The organism is Klebsiella sp. K-Nf6 (genome assembly GCF_002806655.1).
GTDB classification, from domain to species: Bacteria; Pseudomonadota; Gammaproteobacteria; order Enterobacterales; family Enterobacteriaceae; genus Klebsiella; species Klebsiella variicola.
Map to the genome: position 1 here is coordinate 39,730 of NZ_PIBN01000018.1, position 19,256 is coordinate 58,985.

General features: G+C 55.5%; 20 protein-coding genes and 1 tRNA gene. 10 read left to right on the forward strand and 11 right to left on the reverse strand.

The genetic code is table 11. The annotated features are described in order from the left end of the window. Nucleotides 1–59: 59 nt before the first annotated feature. The 3 genes from CWM61_RS23430 to CWM61_RS23445 form a co-directional block, all read right to left on the reverse strand. Nucleotides 60–632, reverse strand: a complete 573-nt coding sequence (locus CWM61_RS23430) for a TetR/AcrR family transcriptional regulator (protein WP_074386608.1) — start codon at nt 630–632, stop codon at nt 60–62. Between the two features lie 94 nt (nt 633–726). Continuing rightward, entirely contained in the window at nt 727–1,590 is an 864-nt protein-coding gene (locus CWM61_RS23435; RefSeq protein ID WP_100632014.1) for an arginase family protein, read from the reverse strand. A gap of 889 nt (nt 1,591–2,479) precedes the next feature. Next, nucleotides 2,480–2,567, reverse strand: a tRNA-Ser gene (locus CWM61_RS23445). Between the two features lie 268 nt (nt 2,568–2,835). Here CWM61_RS23445 and ghrA point away from each other — a divergent pair. From ghrA to CWM61_RS23475, 6 genes are all read left to right on the forward strand, one after another. Next, nucleotides 2,836–3,774: a glyoxylate/hydroxypyruvate reductase GhrA gene (ghrA, locus tag CWM61_RS23450; RefSeq protein ID WP_100632015.1), complete on the forward strand. Its 939-nt coding sequence runs from the start codon at nt 2,836–2,838 to the stop codon at nt 3,772–3,774. Nucleotides 3,775–3,862: 88 nt separating this feature from the next. Further along, on the forward strand, nt 3,863–4,600 hold the full coding sequence (locus CWM61_RS23455; protein ID WP_061155101.1) for a phosphatase: 738 nt from the start codon (nt 3,863–3,865) through the stop codon (nt 4,598–4,600). 22 nt (nt 4,601–4,622) lie between these two features. Further along, nucleotides 4,623–5,177, forward strand: coding sequence for a molecular chaperone (locus tag CWM61_RS23460; RefSeq protein ID WP_074386351.1), 555 nt, complete (start codon nt 4,623–4,625; stop codon nt 5,175–5,177). 103 nt (nt 5,178–5,280) lie between these two features. Next, on the forward strand, nt 5,281–5,763 hold the full coding sequence (locus tag CWM61_RS23465; RefSeq protein ID WP_008805958.1) for a DUF1097 domain-containing protein: 483 nt from the start codon (nt 5,281–5,283) through the stop codon (nt 5,761–5,763). Nucleotides 5,764–5,915: 152 nt separating this feature from the next. Continuing rightward, the gene (gene ymdB, locus CWM61_RS23470; RefSeq protein ID WP_061155098.1) at nt 5,916–6,443 is read left to right on the forward strand and encodes an O-acetyl-ADP-ribose deacetylase; all 528 of its coding nucleotides are present in this window, start codon (nt 5,916–5,918) and stop codon (nt 6,441–6,443) included. A 66-nt stretch (nt 6,444–6,509) separates the two neighbouring features. Continuing rightward, nucleotides 6,510–7,103, forward strand: a complete 594-nt coding sequence (locus CWM61_RS23475; RefSeq protein WP_074386349.1) for a TetR/AcrR family transcriptional regulator — start codon at nt 6,510–6,512, stop codon at nt 7,101–7,103. A gap of 34 nt (nt 7,104–7,137) precedes the next feature. On the opposite strand, the gene mdoC is transcribed toward CWM61_RS23475, so the two are convergent. Beyond that, entirely contained in the window at nt 7,138–8,298 is a 1,161-nt protein-coding gene (gene mdoC, locus CWM61_RS23480; protein ID WP_061155096.1) for a glucans biosynthesis protein MdoC, read from the reverse strand. Between the two features lie 251 nt (nt 8,299–8,549). Between mdoC and mdoG the strand changes: the two genes are divergently transcribed. The 3 genes from mdoG to CWM61_RS23500 all read left to right on the forward strand — a co-directional run bounded on the left by mdoG (nt 8,550) and on the right by CWM61_RS23500 (nt 12,918). Then, on the forward strand, nt 8,550–10,103 hold the full coding sequence (mdoG, locus tag CWM61_RS23490; RefSeq protein ID WP_012968580.1) for a glucans biosynthesis protein MdoG: 1,554 nt from the start codon (nt 8,550–8,552) through the stop codon (nt 10,101–10,103). Continuing rightward, the gene (gene mdoH / locus CWM61_RS23495; protein WP_100632016.1) at nt 10,096–12,624 is read left to right on the forward strand and encodes a glucans biosynthesis glucosyltransferase MdoH; all 2,529 of its coding nucleotides are present in this window, start codon (nt 10,096–10,098) and stop codon (nt 12,622–12,624) included. The genes mdoG and mdoH overlap by 8 nt, the downstream gene beginning before the upstream one ends. Before the next feature lie 66 nt (nt 12,625–12,690). Next, nucleotides 12,691–12,918, forward strand: coding sequence for a YceK/YidQ family lipoprotein (locus CWM61_RS23500; RefSeq protein WP_074386347.1), 228 nt, complete (start codon nt 12,691–12,693; stop codon nt 12,916–12,918). On the opposite strand, the gene CWM61_RS23505 is transcribed toward CWM61_RS23500, so the two are convergent. The 3 genes from CWM61_RS23505 to CWM61_RS23520 all read right to left on the reverse strand — a co-directional run bounded on the left by CWM61_RS23505 (nt 12,919) and on the right by CWM61_RS23520 (nt 15,726). Next, the gene (locus CWM61_RS23505; RefSeq protein ID WP_012542251.1) at nt 12,919–13,305 is read right to left on the reverse strand and encodes a MysB family protein; all 387 of its coding nucleotides are present in this window, start codon (nt 13,303–13,305) and stop codon (nt 12,919–12,921) included. It lies immediately after the preceding gene. A 91-nt stretch (nt 13,306–13,396) separates the two neighbouring features. After that, nucleotides 13,397–14,635: a multidrug efflux MFS transporter MdtG gene (mdtG, locus tag CWM61_RS23510; protein ID WP_100632017.1), complete on the reverse strand. Its 1,239-nt coding sequence runs from the start codon at nt 14,633–14,635 to the stop codon at nt 13,397–13,399. Between the two features lie 170 nt (nt 14,636–14,805). After that, nucleotides 14,806–15,726: a Kdo(2)-lipid IV(A) acyltransferase gene (locus CWM61_RS23520; protein WP_074386346.1), complete on the reverse strand. Its 921-nt coding sequence runs from the start codon at nt 15,724–15,726 to the stop codon at nt 14,806–14,808. A gap of 205 nt (nt 15,727–15,931) precedes the next feature. On the opposite strand from CWM61_RS23520, the gene CWM61_RS23525 reads away from it, so the two are divergent. Further along, complete coding sequence (locus CWM61_RS23525) at nt 15,932–16,996, forward strand: rhodanese-related sulfurtransferase (protein ID WP_074386345.1); 1,065 nt, start codon at nt 15,932–15,934, stop codon at nt 16,994–16,996. Here CWM61_RS23525 and CWM61_RS23530 read toward each other — a convergent pair. The 4 genes from CWM61_RS23530 to dinI form a co-directional block, all read right to left on the reverse strand. Beyond that, on the reverse strand, nt 16,982–17,095 hold the full coding sequence (locus tag CWM61_RS23530) for a DUF2770 family protein (protein ID WP_002898988.1): 114 nt from the start codon (nt 17,093–17,095) through the stop codon (nt 16,982–16,984). The genes CWM61_RS23525 and CWM61_RS23530 overlap by 15 nt on opposite strands. Nucleotides 17,096–17,166: 71 nt before the next feature. Further along, nucleotides 17,167–18,285, reverse strand: a complete 1,119-nt coding sequence (gene solA, locus CWM61_RS23535) for an N-methyl-L-tryptophan oxidase (protein ID WP_100632018.1) — start codon at nt 18,283–18,285, stop codon at nt 17,167–17,169. Nucleotides 18,286–18,411: 126 nt separating this feature from the next. Beyond that, nucleotides 18,412–18,666 (reverse strand): biofilm formation regulator BssS, encoded by a 255-nt coding sequence (gene bssS / locus CWM61_RS23540; protein ID WP_008805969.1) that lies wholly within the window; start codon nt 18,664–18,666, stop codon nt 18,412–18,414. A gap of 304 nt (nt 18,667–18,970) precedes the next feature. Then, nucleotides 18,971–19,222, reverse strand: a complete 252-nt coding sequence (dinI, locus tag CWM61_RS23550) for a DNA damage-inducible protein I (RefSeq protein ID WP_002898994.1) — start codon at nt 19,220–19,222, stop codon at nt 18,971–18,973. Nucleotides 19,223–19,256: the final 34 nt, after the last annotated feature.

Here is a 19,256-nt window from a genome sequence, read left to right on the forward strand (position 1 = left end):
GGCTGTTTTAAGCAACCTCTGGTTTTTTCGATACATCGTTTTACTATGACCGTCTGGTATTATTTAAGCAATTTTGCCATAACGTCAAAAAACATTGGCAGATCATCCCTGAATGAGAAGGTCGTGTTTATTGCCTGACGAGCGATTAAACCGTCAATAAGGGCAAAAATAATGATCGTGACTTCTTCAAGATTAATATCGCGACGAAATTCTCCGGCAGCGATACCCTCCTGGATGAGCCGCGCGAAGCTTTTCCGCATGATGTCATCGCTGGAGATATACGTTTTTCGCAGTTCTGGATTGCGCGCAGACTCAGCCATGATTTCAACCCAAAGTTGATGCGTGATAGGGTAACCGATCTCACTAATACAGGACGTGACTTGTGCACAAAGGCGATCAAAATAAGAGCCTGCATAGGTCGCATTATGGGCAGTCAACGCGGAGTTCTGTTCTTCCAGTACAATAGCCTTAACAAGTTCATCCTTACTTTTGAAATACGTATACATTGCTCCTTGACTGATTCCTGCCCGGGTAGCGATTTCACGTACGCTTGTCGCACTAAAGCCTTTTTCCGCAAAGCAGGCAGCTGCAGCCGTAATCAACTTATGGTAGGTTTCGGTTTTTTTTAACATATCGGCATCTTGGTTAATTCGGTGCCCAGACTTTAACGCGCTTTTATGCAAGGAGCCAGAGCTAAACTCTGTCGTCTGGCTCCTGGATTTCGTCTTACTTTAGCAGGGGTAATTCACTGAGCATGTGCTTGAGATTCAGCATGTCCCAGGGCAAATGTTCAGCAATTGTCAGGCCAACGGGGACTGCTTTTGTCGTCGCTGCCGCAATCAGATTGAGTACATCCTCAATCGTCAGTTTGCCTTCAGCAACGTCGCCAAAATCGTGTTTTCCGCGCCCCGGTTTTGCAAAAAGAACGGAGCGGAACAGAGACGGGTCGAGAACGTCCAGATCGATATGGATCGCCAGATACGCAATCTTTTCTTTCGCTATCCACTCCAGGACTTCATCTTCGCCGCTTTTAACCTGTTCAGGTGTTAGCGTCGTAATGTTATGGCGAGTGAGGTATTCAGCTTCATAAGGAAGTAGATCGTGGATACCGGCAATCATTATTTTTGACGGGTTAAGTTTGGTTCTTACATGGGCAACTAAATCGTTATCACCCGTACCCATTAGCGCACCAAGTACATGGGCATGCGCGTTTGGATATTGTTCAGCAGTCTGTACGTCAGGATGCGAGTCAATCCAGAGCACACCGAGTTTGTCTCCGTACTTATCGAGCAGGTGGGCGAAAGGCGCCAGCGAAACCAGGCAGTCTCCGCCTAAAATGACAATGCTATTGGGATCATGTTTTTCAATCAGTGTGGCAGCATTACTGAGCTGCCTGATGAGGGATGGCTTAGCCGTGATGCCATTAATCCCTGGCAATGGCTCTGTTGTTGGCAACTCAACAGGAACGGTCTCAACGGGCCCTTTTGCTTCAGGAGAGAGAAACGAGAGGAGCTGCGAGCCAAGATAGTAGGGAGGATTGTTACCGCCTTGCCATTGAGGAAATATAAGTCGCAGTGTTTTGCTAGTCATTGGTACCTTCTGTGTTGTCATGCGCTAAAATGAATGAACGTTCATTCATTTTTACATTGAATTACGGTCGATACGCAAGTAACAAAGCACTTTTCGTTAATGCATAACGTACACCATCCGGAACGATATGCGTTTCGTTATGCCGGGTGGCTCAAAGCGGAAGAGGGGATAGTGTTGGCGAACATCTTCGCTGCACTGTTAATCGTGTGAAGCAGAGTCTGGCTTTGACAATACTGCGTAATGTCTGTTGCCAGTTGTCGAACCCTGGTCGGGGGTTCTCATCCCCCCCGGCGGGTGCCACAGGCGAAAAAAAAAGCCCGTACTTGCGTACGAGCTCTTCTTAAAATATGGCGGTGAGGGGGGATTGACTCGCTTCGCTCGCCCCTGCGGGGCAGCCCGCTTACTGCGTGCGCGGTCTGTCCAACTGGCGTTGCCAGTTGTCGAACCCCGATCGGGGATTCTCATCCCCCCGGCGGGTGCCACATGCGAAAAAAAAGCCCGTACTTGCGTACGAGCTCTTCTTAAAATATGGCGGTGAGGGGGGGATTGACTCGCTTCGCTCGCCCCTGCGGGGCAGCCCGCTCGCAGGCTCGCGGTCTGTCCAACTGGCGTTGCCAGTTGTCGAACCCCGATCGGGGATTCTCATCCCCCCGGCGGGTGCCACATGCGAAAAAAAAGCCCGTACTTGCGTACGAGCTCTTCTTAAAATATGGCGGTGAGGGGGGGATTGACTCGCTTCGCTCGCCCCTGCGGGGCAGCCCGCTCGCAGGCTCGCGGTCTGTCCAACTGGCGTTGCCAGTTGTCGAACCCCGGTCGGGGATTCTCATCCCCCCGGCGGAGAATATAAAAGAAAAAAGCCCGTACTTGCGTACGAGCTCTTCTTAAAATATGGCGGTGAGGGGGGGATTCGAACCCCCGATACGTTGCCGTATACACACTTTCCAGGCGTGCTCCTTCAGCCACTCGGACACCTCACCATATTGTCTTTCCCGTTGTTGTCGGGAACGGGCGCTAATGTAGGGAAATACGTATCGCCCGTCAATCAACTTTTTGCAAAAAAAGCGCGTTTAGACAAACTTCGAGCAACTTGCTCCTTAAACGCGCGAAATCCGTTTTTTTTGTCGCCAGTGCCTTTTCCCTTTTCGCTCGGGAGAATTTTGTTATGCTGGCAAACCAATAGAAAACAATGAGTAAAATAAGACGCCAGCGTCAATCGGCCAAAGGCGTCTGCTATCAGGAGCCCCTATGGAGATTATTTTTTACCATCAGACCTTTGATACCCCATTCTGGATCCGTGAGCTGGAAAAACAGTTACCCGGTGCGCGGGTGCGCGAGTGGAAAGCGGGTGACAACCAGCCGGCTGACTATGCCCTGGTCTGGCATCCGCCGGTAGAGATGCTGCAGGACCGGGCGCTGAAGGCCGTGTTTGCCCTCGGGGCGGGCGTGGACTCAATCCTGAGTAAGCTGCGCGACCATCCGGATATGCTGCCGCTGTCGATTCCGCTGTTTCGCCTCGAAGATACCGGTATGGGACGGCAGATGCAGGAGTATGCCGTGAGCCAGGTGTTGCACTGGTTCCGCCGCTTTGATGACTATCAGGCGCTGAAGCTGGCTTCCCGCTGGCAGCCGCTGCCCGAGTATCGCGCCGACGAATTTACTGTCGGTATTATGGGCGCCGGCGTGCTGGGGGCGAAGGTCGCGGAAAGCTTGCAACCCTGGGGGTTCCCGCTTCGCGTCTGGAGCCGTAGCCGCAAATCCTGGCCACAGGTGCAGAGCTTCGCCGGTCAGGCCGAGCTGGGCGAATTCCTGCAGGGCACACGCGTGCTGATCAACCTGCTGCCGAATACCGCTGAAACCGCCGGTATTATTAACCAAACGCTGCTGGCGCAGCTGCCGGATGAGAGCTATGTCCTTAACCTTGCTCGCGGCGTGCATGTCGTTGAAGAGGATCTGCTGGCGGCGCTGAACAGCGGTAAGCTCAAAGGGGCGATGCTCGATGTCTTCAGTCGCGAACCGCTGCCGCAGGAGAGCCCGCTATGGGCGCATCCGCGGGTGGCCATGACCCCCCATGTGGCGGCAGTGACCCGTCCAATGGAAGCTATCACCTACATTGCGGGGACCATTAACCGGCTTGAGCGAGGGGAACCGGTAAGCGGTCAGGTTGACCGCCAGCGCGGTTATTAAGACGAGAGAACCCCGCCACGGCGGGGTTTTTGCTAATCAATAGCCCGGTTTCCTGCTATTCTTGCGGCAAACAGAAGAGGAGAATGTGATGTATCCCGTTGACCTGCACATGCATACCGTCGCCAGCACCCACGCCTACAGCACCCTGCACGATTATATTGCGGAAGCAAAGCGTAAAGGGATCAAACTCTTCGCCATCACCGACCATGGCCCGGATATGGCGGATGCCCCGCACTACTGGCACTTCGTTAATATGCGCATCTGGCCTCGCCTGGTAGACGGGGTGGGGATCCTGCGCGGTATTGAGTCGAATATTAAAAATATCGAAGGTGAGATCGACTGCTCCGGGCCGATGTTAACCTCGCTTGATCTGATCATCGCCGGATTCCATGAGCCGGTGTTCCCTCCGCAGGATCGTGACACCCATACGCAGGCGATGATCGCCGCGATGGCCAGCGGTAAGGTGCATATGATTAGCCATCCGGGTAATCCGAAATTCCCGGTGGATATCCCGGCTATTGCCGAAGCGGCGGCCCGCTATCAGGTGGCGCTGGAGATTAATAACTCCTCTTTTATTTCATCGCGCGTGGGCAGTGACGATAACTGCCGAGCTATCGCTGCGGCGGTGCGTGATGCCGGGGGATGGGTGGCGCTGGGCTCGGACTCTCACACTGCCTTTACCCTCGGGGAATTTACCGAATGCCGCAAGATCCTTGATGCGGTCGATTTCCCGGAGGAGAGGATCCTCAACGTTTCTCCGCGTCGCCTGCTCAACTTCCTCGAGTCGCGGGGCATGCCGGCGATCCCGGAATTTGCTGACCTTTAATTTGTATAACTGGAATAACTGAATGAACGAGTTTTCAATCCTCTGCCGCGTGCTGGGTTCGCTGTATTACCGTCAACCGCAGGACCCGCTGCTGGTGCCGCTGTTTACCCTGATCCGTGAGGGCAAACTGGCTGGCAGCTGGCCGCTTGAGCAGGATGAACTGCTGGCGCGTCTGCAGAAAAGTTGTGAGATGCAGTCCCTGGCGACGGACTATAATGCGCTGTTCGTCGGTGAAGCCTGCAGCGTGCCGCCGTACCGTAGTGCGTGGGTGGAGGGTTCCTCGGAAGCAGACGTTCGGGCTTTTATGAGCGAACACGGCATCCCGACAGGGGAAGGTCCGGCGGATCATCTCGGATCGCTGCTGCTGGCCGCCTCCTGGCTGGAAGATCATGCCACAGAAGACCAGAGCGAGACGCTGGAGCTCCTGTTTGCCGACTATATCCTGCCATGGTGCGGGACGATGCTGGGCAAAGTCGAAGCCCATGCCCACACGCCGTTCTGGCGCACCATGGCACCTTTGACCCGCGACGCCATCGCCGCGATGTGGGACGAGCTTCAGGAAGAAGATGAGCAATAATATGTGATGTAAATCACTATTTGAATGCAACTGAAATTAGGTTCATTCATATACTGTGTTTTAGATCTCATTCTTCCGGCGCGTATCTGCTAGGATACGCGCCATGAACATACTCTTCGCAATCGCATTAACGACGGGCATTCTCTCCGGGATTTGGGGATGGGTGGCGGTCGCTCTCGGCCTGCTGAGCTGGGCCGGTTTCCTCGGCTGTACGGCCTATTTCGCCTGCCCGCAGGGCGGTCTGAAAGGTCTGGCTATCTCCTCATGCACAGTAATGAGCGGCGTGGTCTGGGCATTAGTGATTATCCACGGTAGCGCACTGGCCCCGCAGCTGCAGATCCTCAGCTATATGATGACCGGTATCGTCGCCTTCCTGATGTGCATTCAGGCGCGACAGACATTGCTGTCGTTTGTACCGGGCACCTTTATCGGCGCCTGCGCCACCTTCGCGGCAGACGGCGACTGGCGCCTGGTGGTGCCTTCCCTGGCGTTGGGTCTGGTTTTTGGCTATGCCATGAAGAATAGTGGCCTGTGGCTGGCGGCCCGCGCGGGCAAACATAAATCGTTCGCTAATGACAACGCCTGACCGGCGAAACAACATGCTCAACAGGACCCTTAGGGTCCTGTTTTTTTTAGCTTCCCGTCGCCAGGGCTGAGGGATAATCTTGCTCCCGGGGGCGGGAATGCCCTAGTATCGGCAGAAAGCCGTATCCACGCGCTATGCCGACAGGAGGAGAAATGGCTGTTCAACCTGAGGTAATTCTCGGCGATATTACGACGCTTGATGTCGATGTGATTGTTAATGCGGCAAACCCCTCGCTGCTGGGCGGTGGCGGGGTGGATGGCGCGATCCACCGGGCGGCCGGTCCGGCGCTGCTGGCGGCTTGCAAACAGGTGTTGCAGCAGCAGGGCGAATGTCCCCCCGGTCACGCGGTGATCACTATTGCGGGCGATCTTCCCGCCAGCGCGGTGATCCACACCGTGGGCCCGGTCTGGCACGGCGGCGACCGCATGGAAGCGCAAACCCTGGCCGATGCTTACAAAAACAGTCTGCAGCTGGCCTCGGCAAACAACTATCGCTCCATTGCGTTTCCGGCGATCAGCACCGGCGTGTATGGCTATCCAAAAGAGGAAGCGGCGGAGATCGCCGTACGTACCGTCACCGCGTTTCTCACTCGCTATAACCCGCTTGAGCGCGTCCTGTTCGTCTGTTTTGACGAGGAAACGGCGGCTGTCTATCGTCGCCTGCTGGCGTCATACCCCTGATTCAACAGAATAGGCTATGATAACCGCCAGTATTGACGGGAATGATGGGTAGCAGGAGGGAGCAGGGTGTCAGAAGGAAAAGTACAGCAGAAGCAGCAGGCGCGCCGCGCGGAGATCGTCGCCGCTGCGCAAAGGTGTTTTGCTGAAAAGGGGCTGCACGGCGCCTCCGTCGCCGATATTGCCCGCGAGGCGGGCCTGAGCGTCGGTCAGCTGTATCGTATTTTTGCCAGCAAAGAGGCGATCATCGAAGCGATTGTCAGCGAAATCGTCAACGCCAGGGTCGGGGAGATGATCGATGAGAACCACAATCTGGCGCGCAAAGCGGCGGTGCTGGCTGGCAGGATCCCGACGTCGGCAGCCACCAAAAGCGATAATTATCTGCTGATGGAAATCAACGCCGAATCCTCGCGTAATCCACGCTTGCGTGAGATCATGGTGCAGGCCGATCTACGGTTGAAAGAGGAGGGAGGGCGTCTGTCGCAGCGCTACCATCCCGGGCTCAGCGATGCGCGGCGCAATGCCGCATCAGAGCTCATCGCTGTTCTGACGGAGGGGGCAGCCTACCGCTGTGAGCTGAACGCCTCCACCCCGGTCGATAAGGCGGATTTAGAAGCCCTGTATAATATGATTTTCGACCGGCTCTTTGACGAGCAAGGGTAATGCGACACGCCTGGCGTGCCGCACCCGCGGCAAATTAGCTGGCCGAAGCCGGGGTTTTGGCCGGTTTGTTCATCGGTTTACCGGAGAACAGGAAACGCAGCAGCGGAATGCGCAGATGAATTTCATACAGGATCAGCGCGATACCCACCACAAAAACCAGCCCGACAATAAAGCCTAAGGTATTGGACTTGATGGCCGGGGTGATCCACGCCCCGTAGAGCAGCGTCAGCGGGTGGTGCACCAGGTAAATAAACAGCGAAGCATTGACGAAATAGGTTACGCGCGCCGACTGGAAGTTCAGCAGTCGATGGCCGAGCGAAAAGACCACATTGACCATCCACAGCCCCAACACCATAGTGATCACCGATTCGGTTTCGTACATCCAGCCGTCGCCGGACCCGTACTGCTGATTCAGTCTATAGGCGATAAACCCGAGCAGCGCTGCGGCGCAGCACCACGGCGACGGAGTGGTGAACATGGTCTTTAAGCGCGGGTTAATGAAAGTCTGTGCGCCCAGCACAAAGAAGGGCAGATAGAACAGCGTCTGCATCACAACGAAATTAAACAGACCATTGCTCAGCAGGGGCGGGTAGATCAGGAACAAGGACCGACGGATCAGCGCGTAAAAGACCCCCAGCGCAAGGAAAATCATCGTCAACTGGCCCATAGTGACAGTGTCACTGAAGGCGAGGCCGTGGCCAGCCGGGCGGCGTGTCAGCCATTTAAACAGCACCACCCCCAGCGAGGTCAGTACCACCAGAACCAGTAAAAACCACAGGTGGGAAATGAGCTCCCAGGCCAGGGTGTTAAATTTGTCGTATATGGAAAGGGTATGCCAGTTTTCCGCCTTGCCGTTGACGTACTGCAGCATAATAAACTGTGGCAGCGTCAGCAGCGGGATGGCGGTCAGCATCGGAATACCGACTCGTTCGACGCGCACTTTCCACCATTTTTTCAGCGGGTAGCGCAGAAATAGCATGTAGGAGAAATAGCCGGAGATGACGAAGAAGACCTGCATGCGAAAGGCATGGATGAAGTCATTAAACAGCGTCAACCACCACGAGGGTTCGGCGCTGTTGACATGCCAGCTGTGGCTGGAATAAATCAGCGAAATGTGGAAAGGGATCCCCAGCAGCATCAACCAGGCGCGGATGCTGTCGAAGAAATATTCACGCTGTACCGGAGTATTATTCATACGATTCACGACAATCTCAGATAATTCGTCTTATCACTCAAGGTGATAACGCTTACATTATCAGCAACCCTACATGAACTCGGGGTAACTGTTTCCAGGATAAGCACTCAAAGTGCAAACGGGACAGCGAACTGTTTATTCCCTGTGCCGCCAGGCTGAACAAAGCAGGGATTATGTTGTCGGATTGCCTGAGTTTCCATTAAAATAGATCGGATCGATTTAAGCACACAAAGGGGGAAGTGCTTACTTATATGAAACATAAACCACAGATGATGAAAATGCGTTGGTTAAGCGCAGCCGTAATGTTGTCCCTGTGTACTTCATCTGCATGGGCGTTTAGCATTGATGACGTTGCAAAAGAGGCCAAAACGTTAGCCGGGAAAGGCTATGAAGCGCCGAAGAGTAACCTGCCCTCCGCTTTCCGCGACATGAAATACGCGGACTACCAGCAAATTCAGTTTAATCACGATAAAGCTTACTGGAATAACCAGAAAACCCCATTCAAGCTTGAATTTTACCATCAGGGGATGTACTTCGACACGCCGGTCACCATCAATGAAGTGACGGCGACCAGCGTGCGCAAAATTAAATATAGTCCGGACTATTTTAACTTTGGTAACGTCCAGCACGATAAAGACACAGTGAAAGACCTCGGTTTCGCTGGCTTCAAAGTACTGTATCCGATCAACAGCAAAGATAAGAACGATGAAATCGTCAGCATGCTCGGTGCCAGCTACTTCCGCGTGCTGGGTCAGGGTCAGGTTTACGGTCTGTCCGCGCGTGGCCTGGCTATCGATACCGCGCTGCCGTCCGGCGAAGAGTTCCCGCGTTTTCGTGAGTTCTGGATCGAACGTCCAAAAGCCACTGACAAGCGTCTGACTATCTATGCGCTGCTGGATTCCCCACGGGCAACCGGCGCCTATCGCTTTGTCATCATGCCGGGACGCGACACCGTCGTGGACGTGCAGTCCAAAGTTTACCTGCGTGACAAAGTCGGCAAACTGGGTGTGGCGCCGCTGACCAGCATGTTCCTGTTCGGTTCCAACCAGCCTTCTCCGACGCTCAACTATCGTCCGGCGCTGCACGACTCCAATGGTCTGTCGATCCTGGCCGGTAACGGCGAGTGGATCTGGCGTCCGCTGAACAACCCGAAACATCTGGCTGTCAGCAGCTATGCGATGGAAAATCCGCAAGGGTTCGGCCTGCTGCAGCGCGGCCGTCAGTTCTCGCGCTTCGAGGATCTCGACGATCGTTATGACCTGCGTCCGAGCGCCTGGATCACCCCGAAAGGGGACTGGGGCAAAGGGAAAATCGAGCTGGTTGAAATCCCGACCAACGATGAAACGAACGATAATATCGTGACTTACTGGACGCCGGATCAGCTGCCGGAGCCGGGCAAGGAGATGAATTTCAAATACACCATCACCTTCAGCCGCGATGAAGACAAGCTGCATGCGCCAGATAACGCCTACGTTATGCAGACCCGCCGCTCTACCGGCGACGTGAAGCAGTCGAACCTGATCCGCCAGCCGGACGGCACGGTTGCCTTCATTGTCGACTTCACCGGCGCCGATATGAAGAAACTGCCAGCGGATACCCCGGTCGCTGCTCAGGCGAGCACCGGCGATAACGCGGAAATCGTTGAAAATACCGTGCGTTACAATCCAGTGACCAAAGGCTGGCGGATGATCCTGCGTTTGAAGGTCAAAGATCCGAAGAAAACGACGGAAATGCGTGCCGCACTGGTTAACGGTGATGACACGTTGAGCGAAACCTGGAGCTATCAGCTGCCTGCCAATGAATAAGATAACGAAGTACATTGACGCATTGCCGCTGTCGGACGCCGAGAAATCGGCGCTGCCGGACACCAGTCTGCAGGCCGTTCACCAGGCCCTGGATGACGAACATCGGCATTTCGCCCGCGAAGACGACGCCCCGTTAGGATCAGTGAAGGCGCGACTGGCGCATAGCTGGCCGGATTCTCTTTCTGGCGATCAGCTGGTGAAGGATGATGAAGGTCGTACCCAACTGCATGCTATGCCGAAAGCCAGGCGCTCCTCGATGATCCCGGACCCGTGGCGTACTAACCCGGTCGGCCGCTTCTGGGACCGTCTGCGCGGACGCGATGTCACGCCACGCTATCTCTCCCGCCTGACGCAAGAAGAGCGTGAGAGCGAGCAAAAATGGCGTACCGTCGGGAGCATTCGTCGCTACATCCTGCTGTTGTTGACGCTGTCGCAGACCGTGGTGGCCACCTGGTATATGAAAACCATTCTGCCTTATCAGGGCTGGGCGTTGATCAACCCGGCCGACATGGTGGGGCAGAACCTGTGGATCTCTTTCATGCAGCTGCTGCCGTATGTGTTGCAGAGCGGCATCCTGATCCTCTTCGCGGTACTGTTCTGCTGGGTTTCCGCCGGCTTCTGGACCGCGTTAATGGGCTTTCTGCAACTATTGATTGGCCGCGACAAGTACAGTATTTCCGCCTCGACGGTCGGTGACGAACCGTTGAACCCGGCGCACCGTACGGCGCTTATTATGCCGATCTGTAACGAAGACGTTGATCGCGTTTTCGCCGGACTGCGGGCGACGTGGGAGTCGGTGAAAGCGACCGGTAACGCTGCTCATTTCGACGTCTATATTCTCAGCGACAGCTATAACCCCGATATCTGTGTTGCTGAGCAAAAGGCGTGGATGGAGCTGATTGCTGAAGTGCAGGGCGAAGGGCAGATTTTCTACCGTCGTCGTCGTCGTCGCGTGAAGCGTAAGAGCGGCAACATCGATGATTTCTGCCGCCGCTGGGGCAGCCAGTATAGCTATATGGTGGTGCTGGACGCAGACTCCGTGATGACCGGCGAGTGTCTGAGCAGCCTGGTGCGCCTGATGGAAGCGAACCCGAACGCCGGGATCATCCAGTCATCCCCGCGCGCCTCGGGCATGGACACGCTGTATGCGCGTTGCCAGCAGTTTGCCACCCGGGTGTACGGTCCGCTGTTTACGGCGGGTCTGCACTTCTGGCAGCTGGGGGAGTCCCATTACTGGGGACACAACGCCATTATCCGCGTGAAGCCGTTCATTGAGCACTGCGCGCTGGCGCCGCTGCCGGGCGAGGGTAACTTTGCCGGGTCGATCCTGTCGCACGACTTCGTCGAAGCCGCGCTAATGCGCCGTGCCGGCTGGGGGGTGTGGATTGCCTACGATCTGCCGGGCTCCTATGAGGAGCTGCCGCCGAACCTGCTGGACGAGCTGAAACGCGACCGTCGCTGGTGTCAGGGCAACCTGATGAACTTCCGCCTGTTCCTCGTCAGAGGGATGCACCCGGTTCACCGGGCAGTGTTCCTCACCGGCGTGATGTCGTACCTGTCGGCGCCGCTGTGGTTTATGTTCCTTGCCCTGTCGACGGCGCTGCAGGTGGTGCATGCCCTGACCGAGCCGCAGTACTTCCTGCAGCCGCGTCAGCTGTTCCCGGTGTGGCCGCAGTGGCGTCCGGAGCTGGCCATCGCGCTGTTCGCTTCGACCATGGTGCTGCTGTTCCTGCCGAAGCTGCTGAGTATTATTCTGGTGTGGTGTAAAGGGCCGAAAGAGTACGGCGGGTTTATCCGCGTCACGCTCTCTCTGCTGCTGGAGGTCCTGTTCTCGGTCCTGCTGGCGCCGGTTCGCATGCTGTTTCACACCGTCTTCGTGGTCAGCGCCTTCCTCGGCTGGGAAGTGGTGTGGAATTCGCCGCAGCGTGATGATGACTCCACACCGTGGGGAGAAGCCTTTATGCGTCACGGCTCGCAGCTGCTGCTGGGGCTGGTATGGGCAGTCGGAATGGCATGGCTGGATCTGCGCTTCCTGTTCTGGCTGGCGCCGATCGTCGTCTCGCTGATCCTGTCGCCGTTCGTGTCGGCGATCTCCAGCCGGGCGACCGTGGGCCTGCGCAGCAAGCGCTGGAAGCTGTTCCTGATCCCGGAAGAGTATTCGCCGCCGCAGGTGCTCAAGGATACCGACGCGTACCTGACGCTGAACCGTCAGCGTTCACTGGACGATGGCTTTATGCACGCGGTATTCAATCCGTCGTTTAACGCCCTCGCCACGGCGATGGCCACCGCGCGCCATCGTCATGGTCATATCCTTGAGATCGCTCGCGAGCGCCACGTTGAGCAGGCGCTGAATGAAACGCCGGATAAGCTGAACCGCGATCGTCGACTGGTGCTGTTGAGCGACCCGGTGACCATGTCGCGTCTGCACTATCGCGTCTGGGCCGCGCCGGAGAAATATTCATCGTGGGTCAACGCCTATCAGCAGTTAGCGCTTAACCCGCTGGCGCTGAAAACGAAATAAGCCGTACGTAAAGGAAAATACCGGCAGCGATGCCGGTATTTTTTTATCTGAAACACGAGGTTGTGGATGCGAATACTACCGATCATTGCCATGGTGCTGCTGCTGAGCGGCTGCGGCAGCATTATCAGCCGGACGGTGCCCGGGCAGGGGCATGGCAATCAATATTACCCGGGCGTGCAGTGGGACGTTCGCGACTCGGCATGGCGCTATCTCACCGTTCTGGACCTGCCGTTCTCGCTGGTGTTCGATACGCTGCTGTTGCCGCTGGACGCCAGCCACGGGCCCTATAACTGATTAACGCTCGTCCCACTCGTCTGCTGCCGTCTGTCCCTCTTCGGTATCCAGCGAGGGTTCGAGCTGGAATTCGCCTTCATCCCACTCATGAAGCGTATTTTCTTCCAGCCACTCCTGGCGTAGCTCTATCTCATCATAATCCCCGTCGAAGACGCTCTGCGCAGCTTCGCCGCTGAGCATCGGTAAACATTCACCTTGTTCGTCTTCGTCAGCAAAAAATTCGGCCTGCCATGCGATATCACCATCCTGCAGCACATACTTTTGAATATTGAGCTGCTCAACGTTAGCGCTCTCTTCATCGCTGTCAGGATTATTGGCGAGAAATTCTTCGCGTGCTGCATCAATAGCTTCTTCGAGCGTGGCATAGAACATCGAATCCTTTGGCATAGCGAATCTCCTGAGAAGAATATGAATTGAACACGATTCAATCTATAGAAGGCGGTAGCCATGGCGTCAAGGGGCAGGGCCCCTCTGGACATTAATTTACTGAATGGCGGTCAGGCTGCGAGTCTTCCGCGGCAGGTCGGCGCAAGCTGAGGGTCGAGTAAATGGCGTTAAACAACACCACGCCAGCGGTGACCAGGAATACCGCGCGGAAGCCGTAGTTGGCGGACACCGAGGCGCCTATCAGGGGGCCGGTAACGTTGCCAATATCGCGGAACGACTGGTTATAGCTAAAGATGCGCCCGGAGATCTGGCTGGTGGAATTATACACCAGCAGGGTTTGCACCGCCGGCAGCAGTGCCCCGTCTGCGGCGCCGAGCAGGAAACGCAGGATACCCAGCTGCAGTGGAGTCTGAACGAACGACATCGGGATCAGCAGCAGCACCGAGATAATCAGCGCGACGATGAGGATCTTTTCCGGTCCGATACGATCCCCGAGCCTGCCCAGACGAGGAGCGCTCATCAGCGCGGCTATTCCCGGCACCGAGGCGATCATCCCGCTAATAAAGGCGATGTTACTGACGTTGCCGGCCAGGTCGCGCACGTAAAGCGTCAGAATCGGCGCAATCGAACCGGTGGCCACCTGGATTATCAGCGAGGTCACAAACAGGCTGAGCACCAGTTTGGGATTCTGTAGCGAGGAGAAAACCTCTCTGGCACTGAGCATCTCTTTTTTGGCGATCGGCACAAAATTTTCGCGGATTAAAAACAGGGTAAACAGAAAACAAATGAACAGCACCGCCGCGGTCATAAAGAAGACGGTACGCAAGCCCCAGTGGTCGGCCAGAAAGCCGCCCGCCAGTGGGCCGAGCAGGGCGCCGCTCACCGCGCCGGTTGACAACGTACCCAGCGCCCAGCCGCTTTTATGGCGCGGGATCTGCGTCGCAATCAGGGCGTTGGCGTTAGGAATAAAGCCGCCCAGCAGGCCGAGCAGCGCACGCAATAGCAAAAACTGCCAGATATTCTGTGCCATCCCCATCAGCATCATGACTACGGACATTCCGAGGGCGGAACGCAGCAGCATAATTTTTCGTCCTTTGCGGTCAGCAAGACCGCCCCAGAACGGTGAGGCAATGGCGGAGAAGAGGAAGGTGATACTAAAGACCAGCCCGGACCACATGTTCAGCGCGCTATGCCCGGTGACCCCGAGCTGTTCGACATAGAGTGGCAGAAAGGGCATGACCAGACTGAAGGCGGCGCCAGTTAAAAAGCAGCCGAGCCAGGTCACGGTCAGATTTTGTTTCCAGTTAATGGGGGTATCAGCAGAGGACATAGGGTTCCACTGGCCTGCGCGGCAGGTCAAATTAAGAGAAAATATGAGCCTGCTAATTATGCGCCTGGGAAATAAATGCCGCAATGGAGGAGAGCTTTTAAAGCTAAAGCAGAGCCTAAAGCATGAGCGAGAAGCGCATTCCCGGCCACATGCGCGGCCGGGAAAAGGGATCAGTAGCGGGAGGGCATGCCCTCGGGGCGGGTTTTGAAGCGGCGGTGGAGCCACATATATTGTTCCGGGGCCATCATGATGCACTGCTCAACGATCTTGTTCATCCAGGCGGCCGTGGTTTCCGCGTCGTCCAGCGGCGGGGAACACTCTGGCGGCAGGATAATCAGTTCATAACCTTTACCATCCGGTTTGCGACGCGGGACGAAGGGGACGATGCAGGCTTTGGACATTTTCGCCAGCATCCAGGTGCCGGAGGTGGTCGCCGCCTGGTCGACGGCAAACAGCGGGGCAAAGACGCTGGCGGTCGGGCCGTAATCGTGATCCGGCGCGTACCACACCACTTCACCTTTTTTCAGCGCCCGGATCATCCCTTTCAGATCCTTACGGTCAATCATGTCCTTATTTGAGCGCAAGCGGCCCCAGGTCTGCAGCCAGTCGATCACCGGGTTGTCGTTGGGACGGTAGACGCCAATTCCCGGCTCGTTCATACCGAACATTCGCGCGCCCATCTCGAGGGTCAGGAAGTGAATACCGATCAGCAGAATGCCGCGCTGCTGCGCCTGCACATCGCGGATATGCTCAAAGCCGATGGTGTCGGTCCAGTGGGCGATACGACGAACCGGCCAGAACCAGGCCATCCCCGTCTCCATCAGTCCCATACCCACTGATTCAAAATTCATCACCACCATTCGGTGACGTTCCTGCTCGCTTTTCTCTGGGAAGCAGAGTTCAAGGTTGCGGTAGGCTATCTTCGCCCGACGCTTCATAAAGCGCATGGCCAGTCGGCCGATGGCATTTCCCAGGCGGTAAATCAGCGGATAGGGCAGTTGGACAACCAGCCACAGCAGGCCAATACCCAGCCACAGCAGCCAATAGCGCGGATGCAACAGCGCCGGAGAAAATTTAGGCAAATGAGTCATTTCATACCCGTATCAGTGAGCAACGTCTTATATTATCGCATTTTTTTACCGGCCAGCCAAAGGCGGCGACAGTCAGCTCGTTTTGTTAAACGGGGCGCGACCGGGTGAGAAAAATGTAGCGTAAAATGTAGGGATGTAAATTAATAAGCTTTGCTATATCATGCCCGCCGTTTATTCCCTCATTTCTATGTCGAGCAGGTACACCATGCCAGTGTTACACAACCGCATTTCAAATGAGACGTTAAAAGCGCAAATGCTGGCTGAGACCGAGCCGCGCACGACGATCTCATTCTATAAATATTTCACCATTGTCGACCCGCAGGCCACTCGCGATGCGTTATGGGTTGCCTTAACGCAGCTGAAGGTCTTTGGTCGTATTTATCTGGCCCGGGAAGGGATCAACGCGCAAATCAGCGTGCCGGAAAGCAATGTTGAAGCGCTGCGTGAGTTTCTGTATGGCTTCGATCCGGCGCTGGCGGGGCTGCGTTTCAATATCGCCCTGGAGGACGATGGGAAATCGTTCTGGGTGCTGCGCCTGAAAGTGCGCGACCGTATTGTTGCCGATGGTATCGACGATCCTTCTTTCGATGCTTCCAATGTGGGGGATTATCTCAAGGCGGCGGACGTCAATGCCATGCTTGACGATCCGGATGCGGTGTTTATCGATATGCGTAACCACTATGAATATGAAGTGGGCCATTTCGAGAACGCGCTGGAGATCCCGGCGGACACCTTCCGCGATCAGTTGCCGAAAGCCGTCGACATGATGCAGGACCACAAAGACAAGAAAATTGTCATGTATTGCACCGGCGGTATTCGCTGTGAAAAAGCCAGCGCCTGGATGAAGCATAACGGTTTCAATCAGGTCTGGCACATCGAGGGTGGGATTATTGAGTACGCCCGCCGCGCCCGTGAGCAGGGGCTGCCGGTCCGTTTTATTGGCAAAAACTTTGTCTTTGATGAGCGGATGGGCGAGCGGATCTCCGATGACGTCATCGCGCACTGTCACCAGTGTGGCGTGCCGTGCGACACCCATACCAATTGTCTGAATGATGGCTGCCATCTGCTGTTTATTCAGTGCCCGAGCTGCGCTGAGAAGTTTGCCGGTTGCTGTAGCGAAGCCTGCATGGAAGAGCATAAGCTTCCGGAAGAAGAGCAGCGCCAGCTGCGCGCCGGACGCGAAAACGGCAATAAAATCTTTAACAAATCGCGTGGCCGACTGAATACCAAACTCGGGATCCCCGAGCCTGAGTCGTCAGAAAAACCATAACCAGACGAGATCGATGATCGCCAGCAGCAGCCAGAGCGCAAGGTAGATCATAAAGTGCTCGCGCACGTTGTTGACCAGCATATTAAACAGGCGACGCATAACCATTCTCAATGACTAACGGCCTCGACAGAGGCCGTTTTTTTCCCCGGCGGCAAGCGTGCCGCATTCCATTATGAGCTAAAGCGCGCCAGTGAGAAGGGCGTCAGGTTAAAGGTCGACGTCTGTCCCTGAGCAAACTGACTGGCAATTTCTCCCAGCACCGGCGCAAACTTAAAGCCGTGGCCGCTCAAACCGGTGATCAGCAATGTGTCAGGTCTGCCTGGGAGCGTATCGATGATAAAATCCTCATCGACCGTGTTGTCATAGGTGCAGGAGGCGCCGTGCAGACAGCCGCCGATCCCGGGCAGGACGTTACGTAAAAACGGAAAGGATTCGGAACCATCGCTGCCGACGGTGCCAAACGCCGATCGCTCCTGCGGCGTGGCGATAGGCTGGCCGCCGTTATGCTTGCCGATCTTCAGCTCATTATCTTCCGCCGGAAAACCGTAGTATTGATCGCCGTTGGGCAACTCGCCGGTGAACGCCGGAAAATGATTCTTGCTGCTGTAACGGCCATCGGCCTGGAACCAGGCGAAGACCTTGCGTACCGGCTGAACAGGAAGCTCCGGAAGCAGGCGGGTGACCCAGGTGCCGGCGCTGATCAGCAATTTCTTTCCGTGATATTCACCGTCAAGGGTATCAATGGTGACTCCGTCTGCATGGTGATGAATGGCCGAGACCGGGCAGTTGAATAGCTGCGCGCAGCCTGCTTCCCGTGCCAGACGGATCCAGGTCTCGACAGCCAGCTCACTGCGCAGTACGCCGGAAGCCGGTTCGAAAATCGCCCGATAGTCGTCGGGAAGGCGTATCTCCGGCCAGCGCTGCATGACGGCCTGAGCATCTAACTCTTCAACCTCAAGTTTGAACGCCCTGGCGCTGGCGGCGACGTTGGCCAGGAAAGGAGAGCTGGCGGGGCCGAGGTTAATGACGCCGGTGCGTTCAAAAACCGCTTCGCCACTGATTTCAGCCAGTTCATCCCACAGCTGCTGGGCGCGCAGCACTAGCGGAACATATTTTTCACCTTCGCCATAAGCGTGACGGATAAGACGGCTACTGCCATGATGGCTGCCCTCCTGATGGGGAGGCTGGTGGGCATCGGTCATCAGAACATTGAGTCCGGCACGACGCGCATAATAGCCAGCGGCGGCGCCGACCGATCCGCTGCCGATAATGATAAGATCGTATTGCATGGTGAGTTCCGGGTAATTGCCTTATTAGCAGGGTAATTAACTCCCTTCGCTTATACAAGCCCGAAAATAATTCAGGCACCCGCAGGTGCCTGTTAAGACTATTGTTAAGTCATTCCATGTATCGCGTTAATGTCTGCGGTACTCGTTTTCCTGGTATTCGCCAGATTCAATCTTCGCAATGCCTGCTTCCAGGATTGAAATAAATTGACGTGCGACGTCCGTCGTTAGCCATAGCGTCTGGCCAATTTCAGCATCATGACTGTTTTCTTGAGTGGGGTTCTGGTAGTGCAGGCGCAACATCAGCGCATCGTAGCTATCAACGGTGCTGATGTCCCATCCAACGAGGGGATGGGTCTGAATGACTTCATTATTTTTTTCCATCATAACCCCTTATTCATATGTTAAAAGACAACAATTCTCGAGGTTTAATGCATGTTTTTTGAAGCAAGTTAATTATATCAGGGATCAAGAATAAACTCGAGAAATTAAATGAAAGGCAGCATGATTTTCTTGTTTTCGCCGCTTTTTTACGCAAGATAAGCGTGAGAAATGGCCATTTTAGTCGATATTAAGCAGAATAATCAGGAATATTCTGAACATGAGGCGGGGATAAAAAAGCCGGGGCGACCCGGCAAAGAAAAGCACAATGAGGGAGCAAACCAGAGTAACTGGATCCCGCCATGCTTCAGGAGAGATCGTGGACAAACCAGTCGTCCGCGCTTTCCCAGGTTTCCTGCAGGATTTCGCTTATCCGGTCTTTGTCTTCTTTCAGGGCGCCGAACACCGAGAGCTGGTTGCCGGTCGCGTAGCGCACGCTCACCTGACTGTCGATGGCCGGGAATTGCTCGGCGATACGCCGGGAGAGTTCGTTATTCAGCGCTTCCAGCGCGCCGTTGGGTAAGGCGGTCGTTTTGGCGATAGACACTTCGATGCGCATAATTGCCCCCTGTGTTTAATGCTGGTTATTTATA

Coding starts and splice junctions, on each gene's coding strand:
- mdtG (WP_100632017.1), bottom strand. CDS start 14,635: ATGTCCTCTGCTGATACCCCCATTAACTGGAAACAAAATCTGACCGTG.
- CWM61_RS23430 (WP_074386608.1), bottom strand. CDS start 632: ATGTTAAAAAAAACCGAAACCTACCATAAGTTGATTACGGCTGCAGCT.
- CWM61_RS23520 (WP_074386346.1), bottom strand. CDS start 15,726: ATGACTCATTTGCCTAAATTTTCTCCGGCGCTGTTGCATCCGCGCTAT.
- ymdB (WP_061155098.1), top strand. CDS start 5,916: ATGGCTGTTCAACCTGAGGTAATTCTCGGCGATATTACGACGCTTGAT.
- mdoH (WP_100632016.1), top strand. CDS start 10,096: ATGAATAAGATAACGAAGTACATTGACGCATTGCCGCTGTCGGACGCC.
- dinI (WP_002898994.1), bottom strand. CDS start 19,222: ATGCGCATCGAAGTGTCTATCGCCAAAACGACCGCCTTACCCAACGGC.
- mdoG (WP_012968580.1), top strand. CDS start 8,550: ATGAAACATAAACCACAGATGATGAAAATGCGTTGGTTAAGCGCAGCC.
- CWM61_RS23455 (WP_061155101.1), top strand. CDS start 3,863: ATGTATCCCGTTGACCTGCACATGCATACCGTCGCCAGCACCCACGCC.
- CWM61_RS23460 (WP_074386351.1), top strand. CDS start 4,623: ATGAACGAGTTTTCAATCCTCTGCCGCGTGCTGGGTTCGCTGTATTAC.
- CWM61_RS23525 (WP_074386345.1), top strand. CDS start 15,932: ATGCCAGTGTTACACAACCGCATTTCAAATGAGACGTTAAAAGCGCAA.
- CWM61_RS23465 (WP_008805958.1), top strand. CDS start 5,281: ATGAACATACTCTTCGCAATCGCATTAACGACGGGCATTCTCTCCGGG.
- mdoC (WP_061155096.1), bottom strand. CDS start 8,298: ATGAATAATACTCCGGTACAGCGTGAATATTTCTTCGACAGCATCCGC.
- CWM61_RS23435 (WP_100632014.1), bottom strand. CDS start 1,590: ATGACTAGCAAAACACTGCGACTTATATTTCCTCAATGGCAAGGCGGT.
- CWM61_RS23505 (WP_012542251.1), bottom strand. CDS start 13,305: ATGCCAAAGGATTCGATGTTCTATGCCACGCTCGAAGAAGCTATTGAT.
- ghrA (WP_100632015.1), top strand. CDS start 2,836: ATGGAGATTATTTTTTACCATCAGACCTTTGATACCCCATTCTGGATC.
- bssS (WP_008805969.1), bottom strand. CDS start 18,666: ATGGAAAAAAATAATGAAGTCATTCAGACCCATCCCCTCGTTGGATGG.
- solA (WP_100632018.1), bottom strand. CDS start 18,285: ATGCAATACGATCTTATCATTATCGGCAGCGGATCGGTCGGCGCCGCC.
- CWM61_RS23500 (WP_074386347.1), top strand. CDS start 12,691: ATGCGAATACTACCGATCATTGCCATGGTGCTGCTGCTGAGCGGCTGC.
- CWM61_RS23530 (WP_002898988.1), bottom strand. CDS start 17,095: ATGCGTCGCCTGTTTAATATGCTGGTCAACAACGTGCGCGAGCACTTT.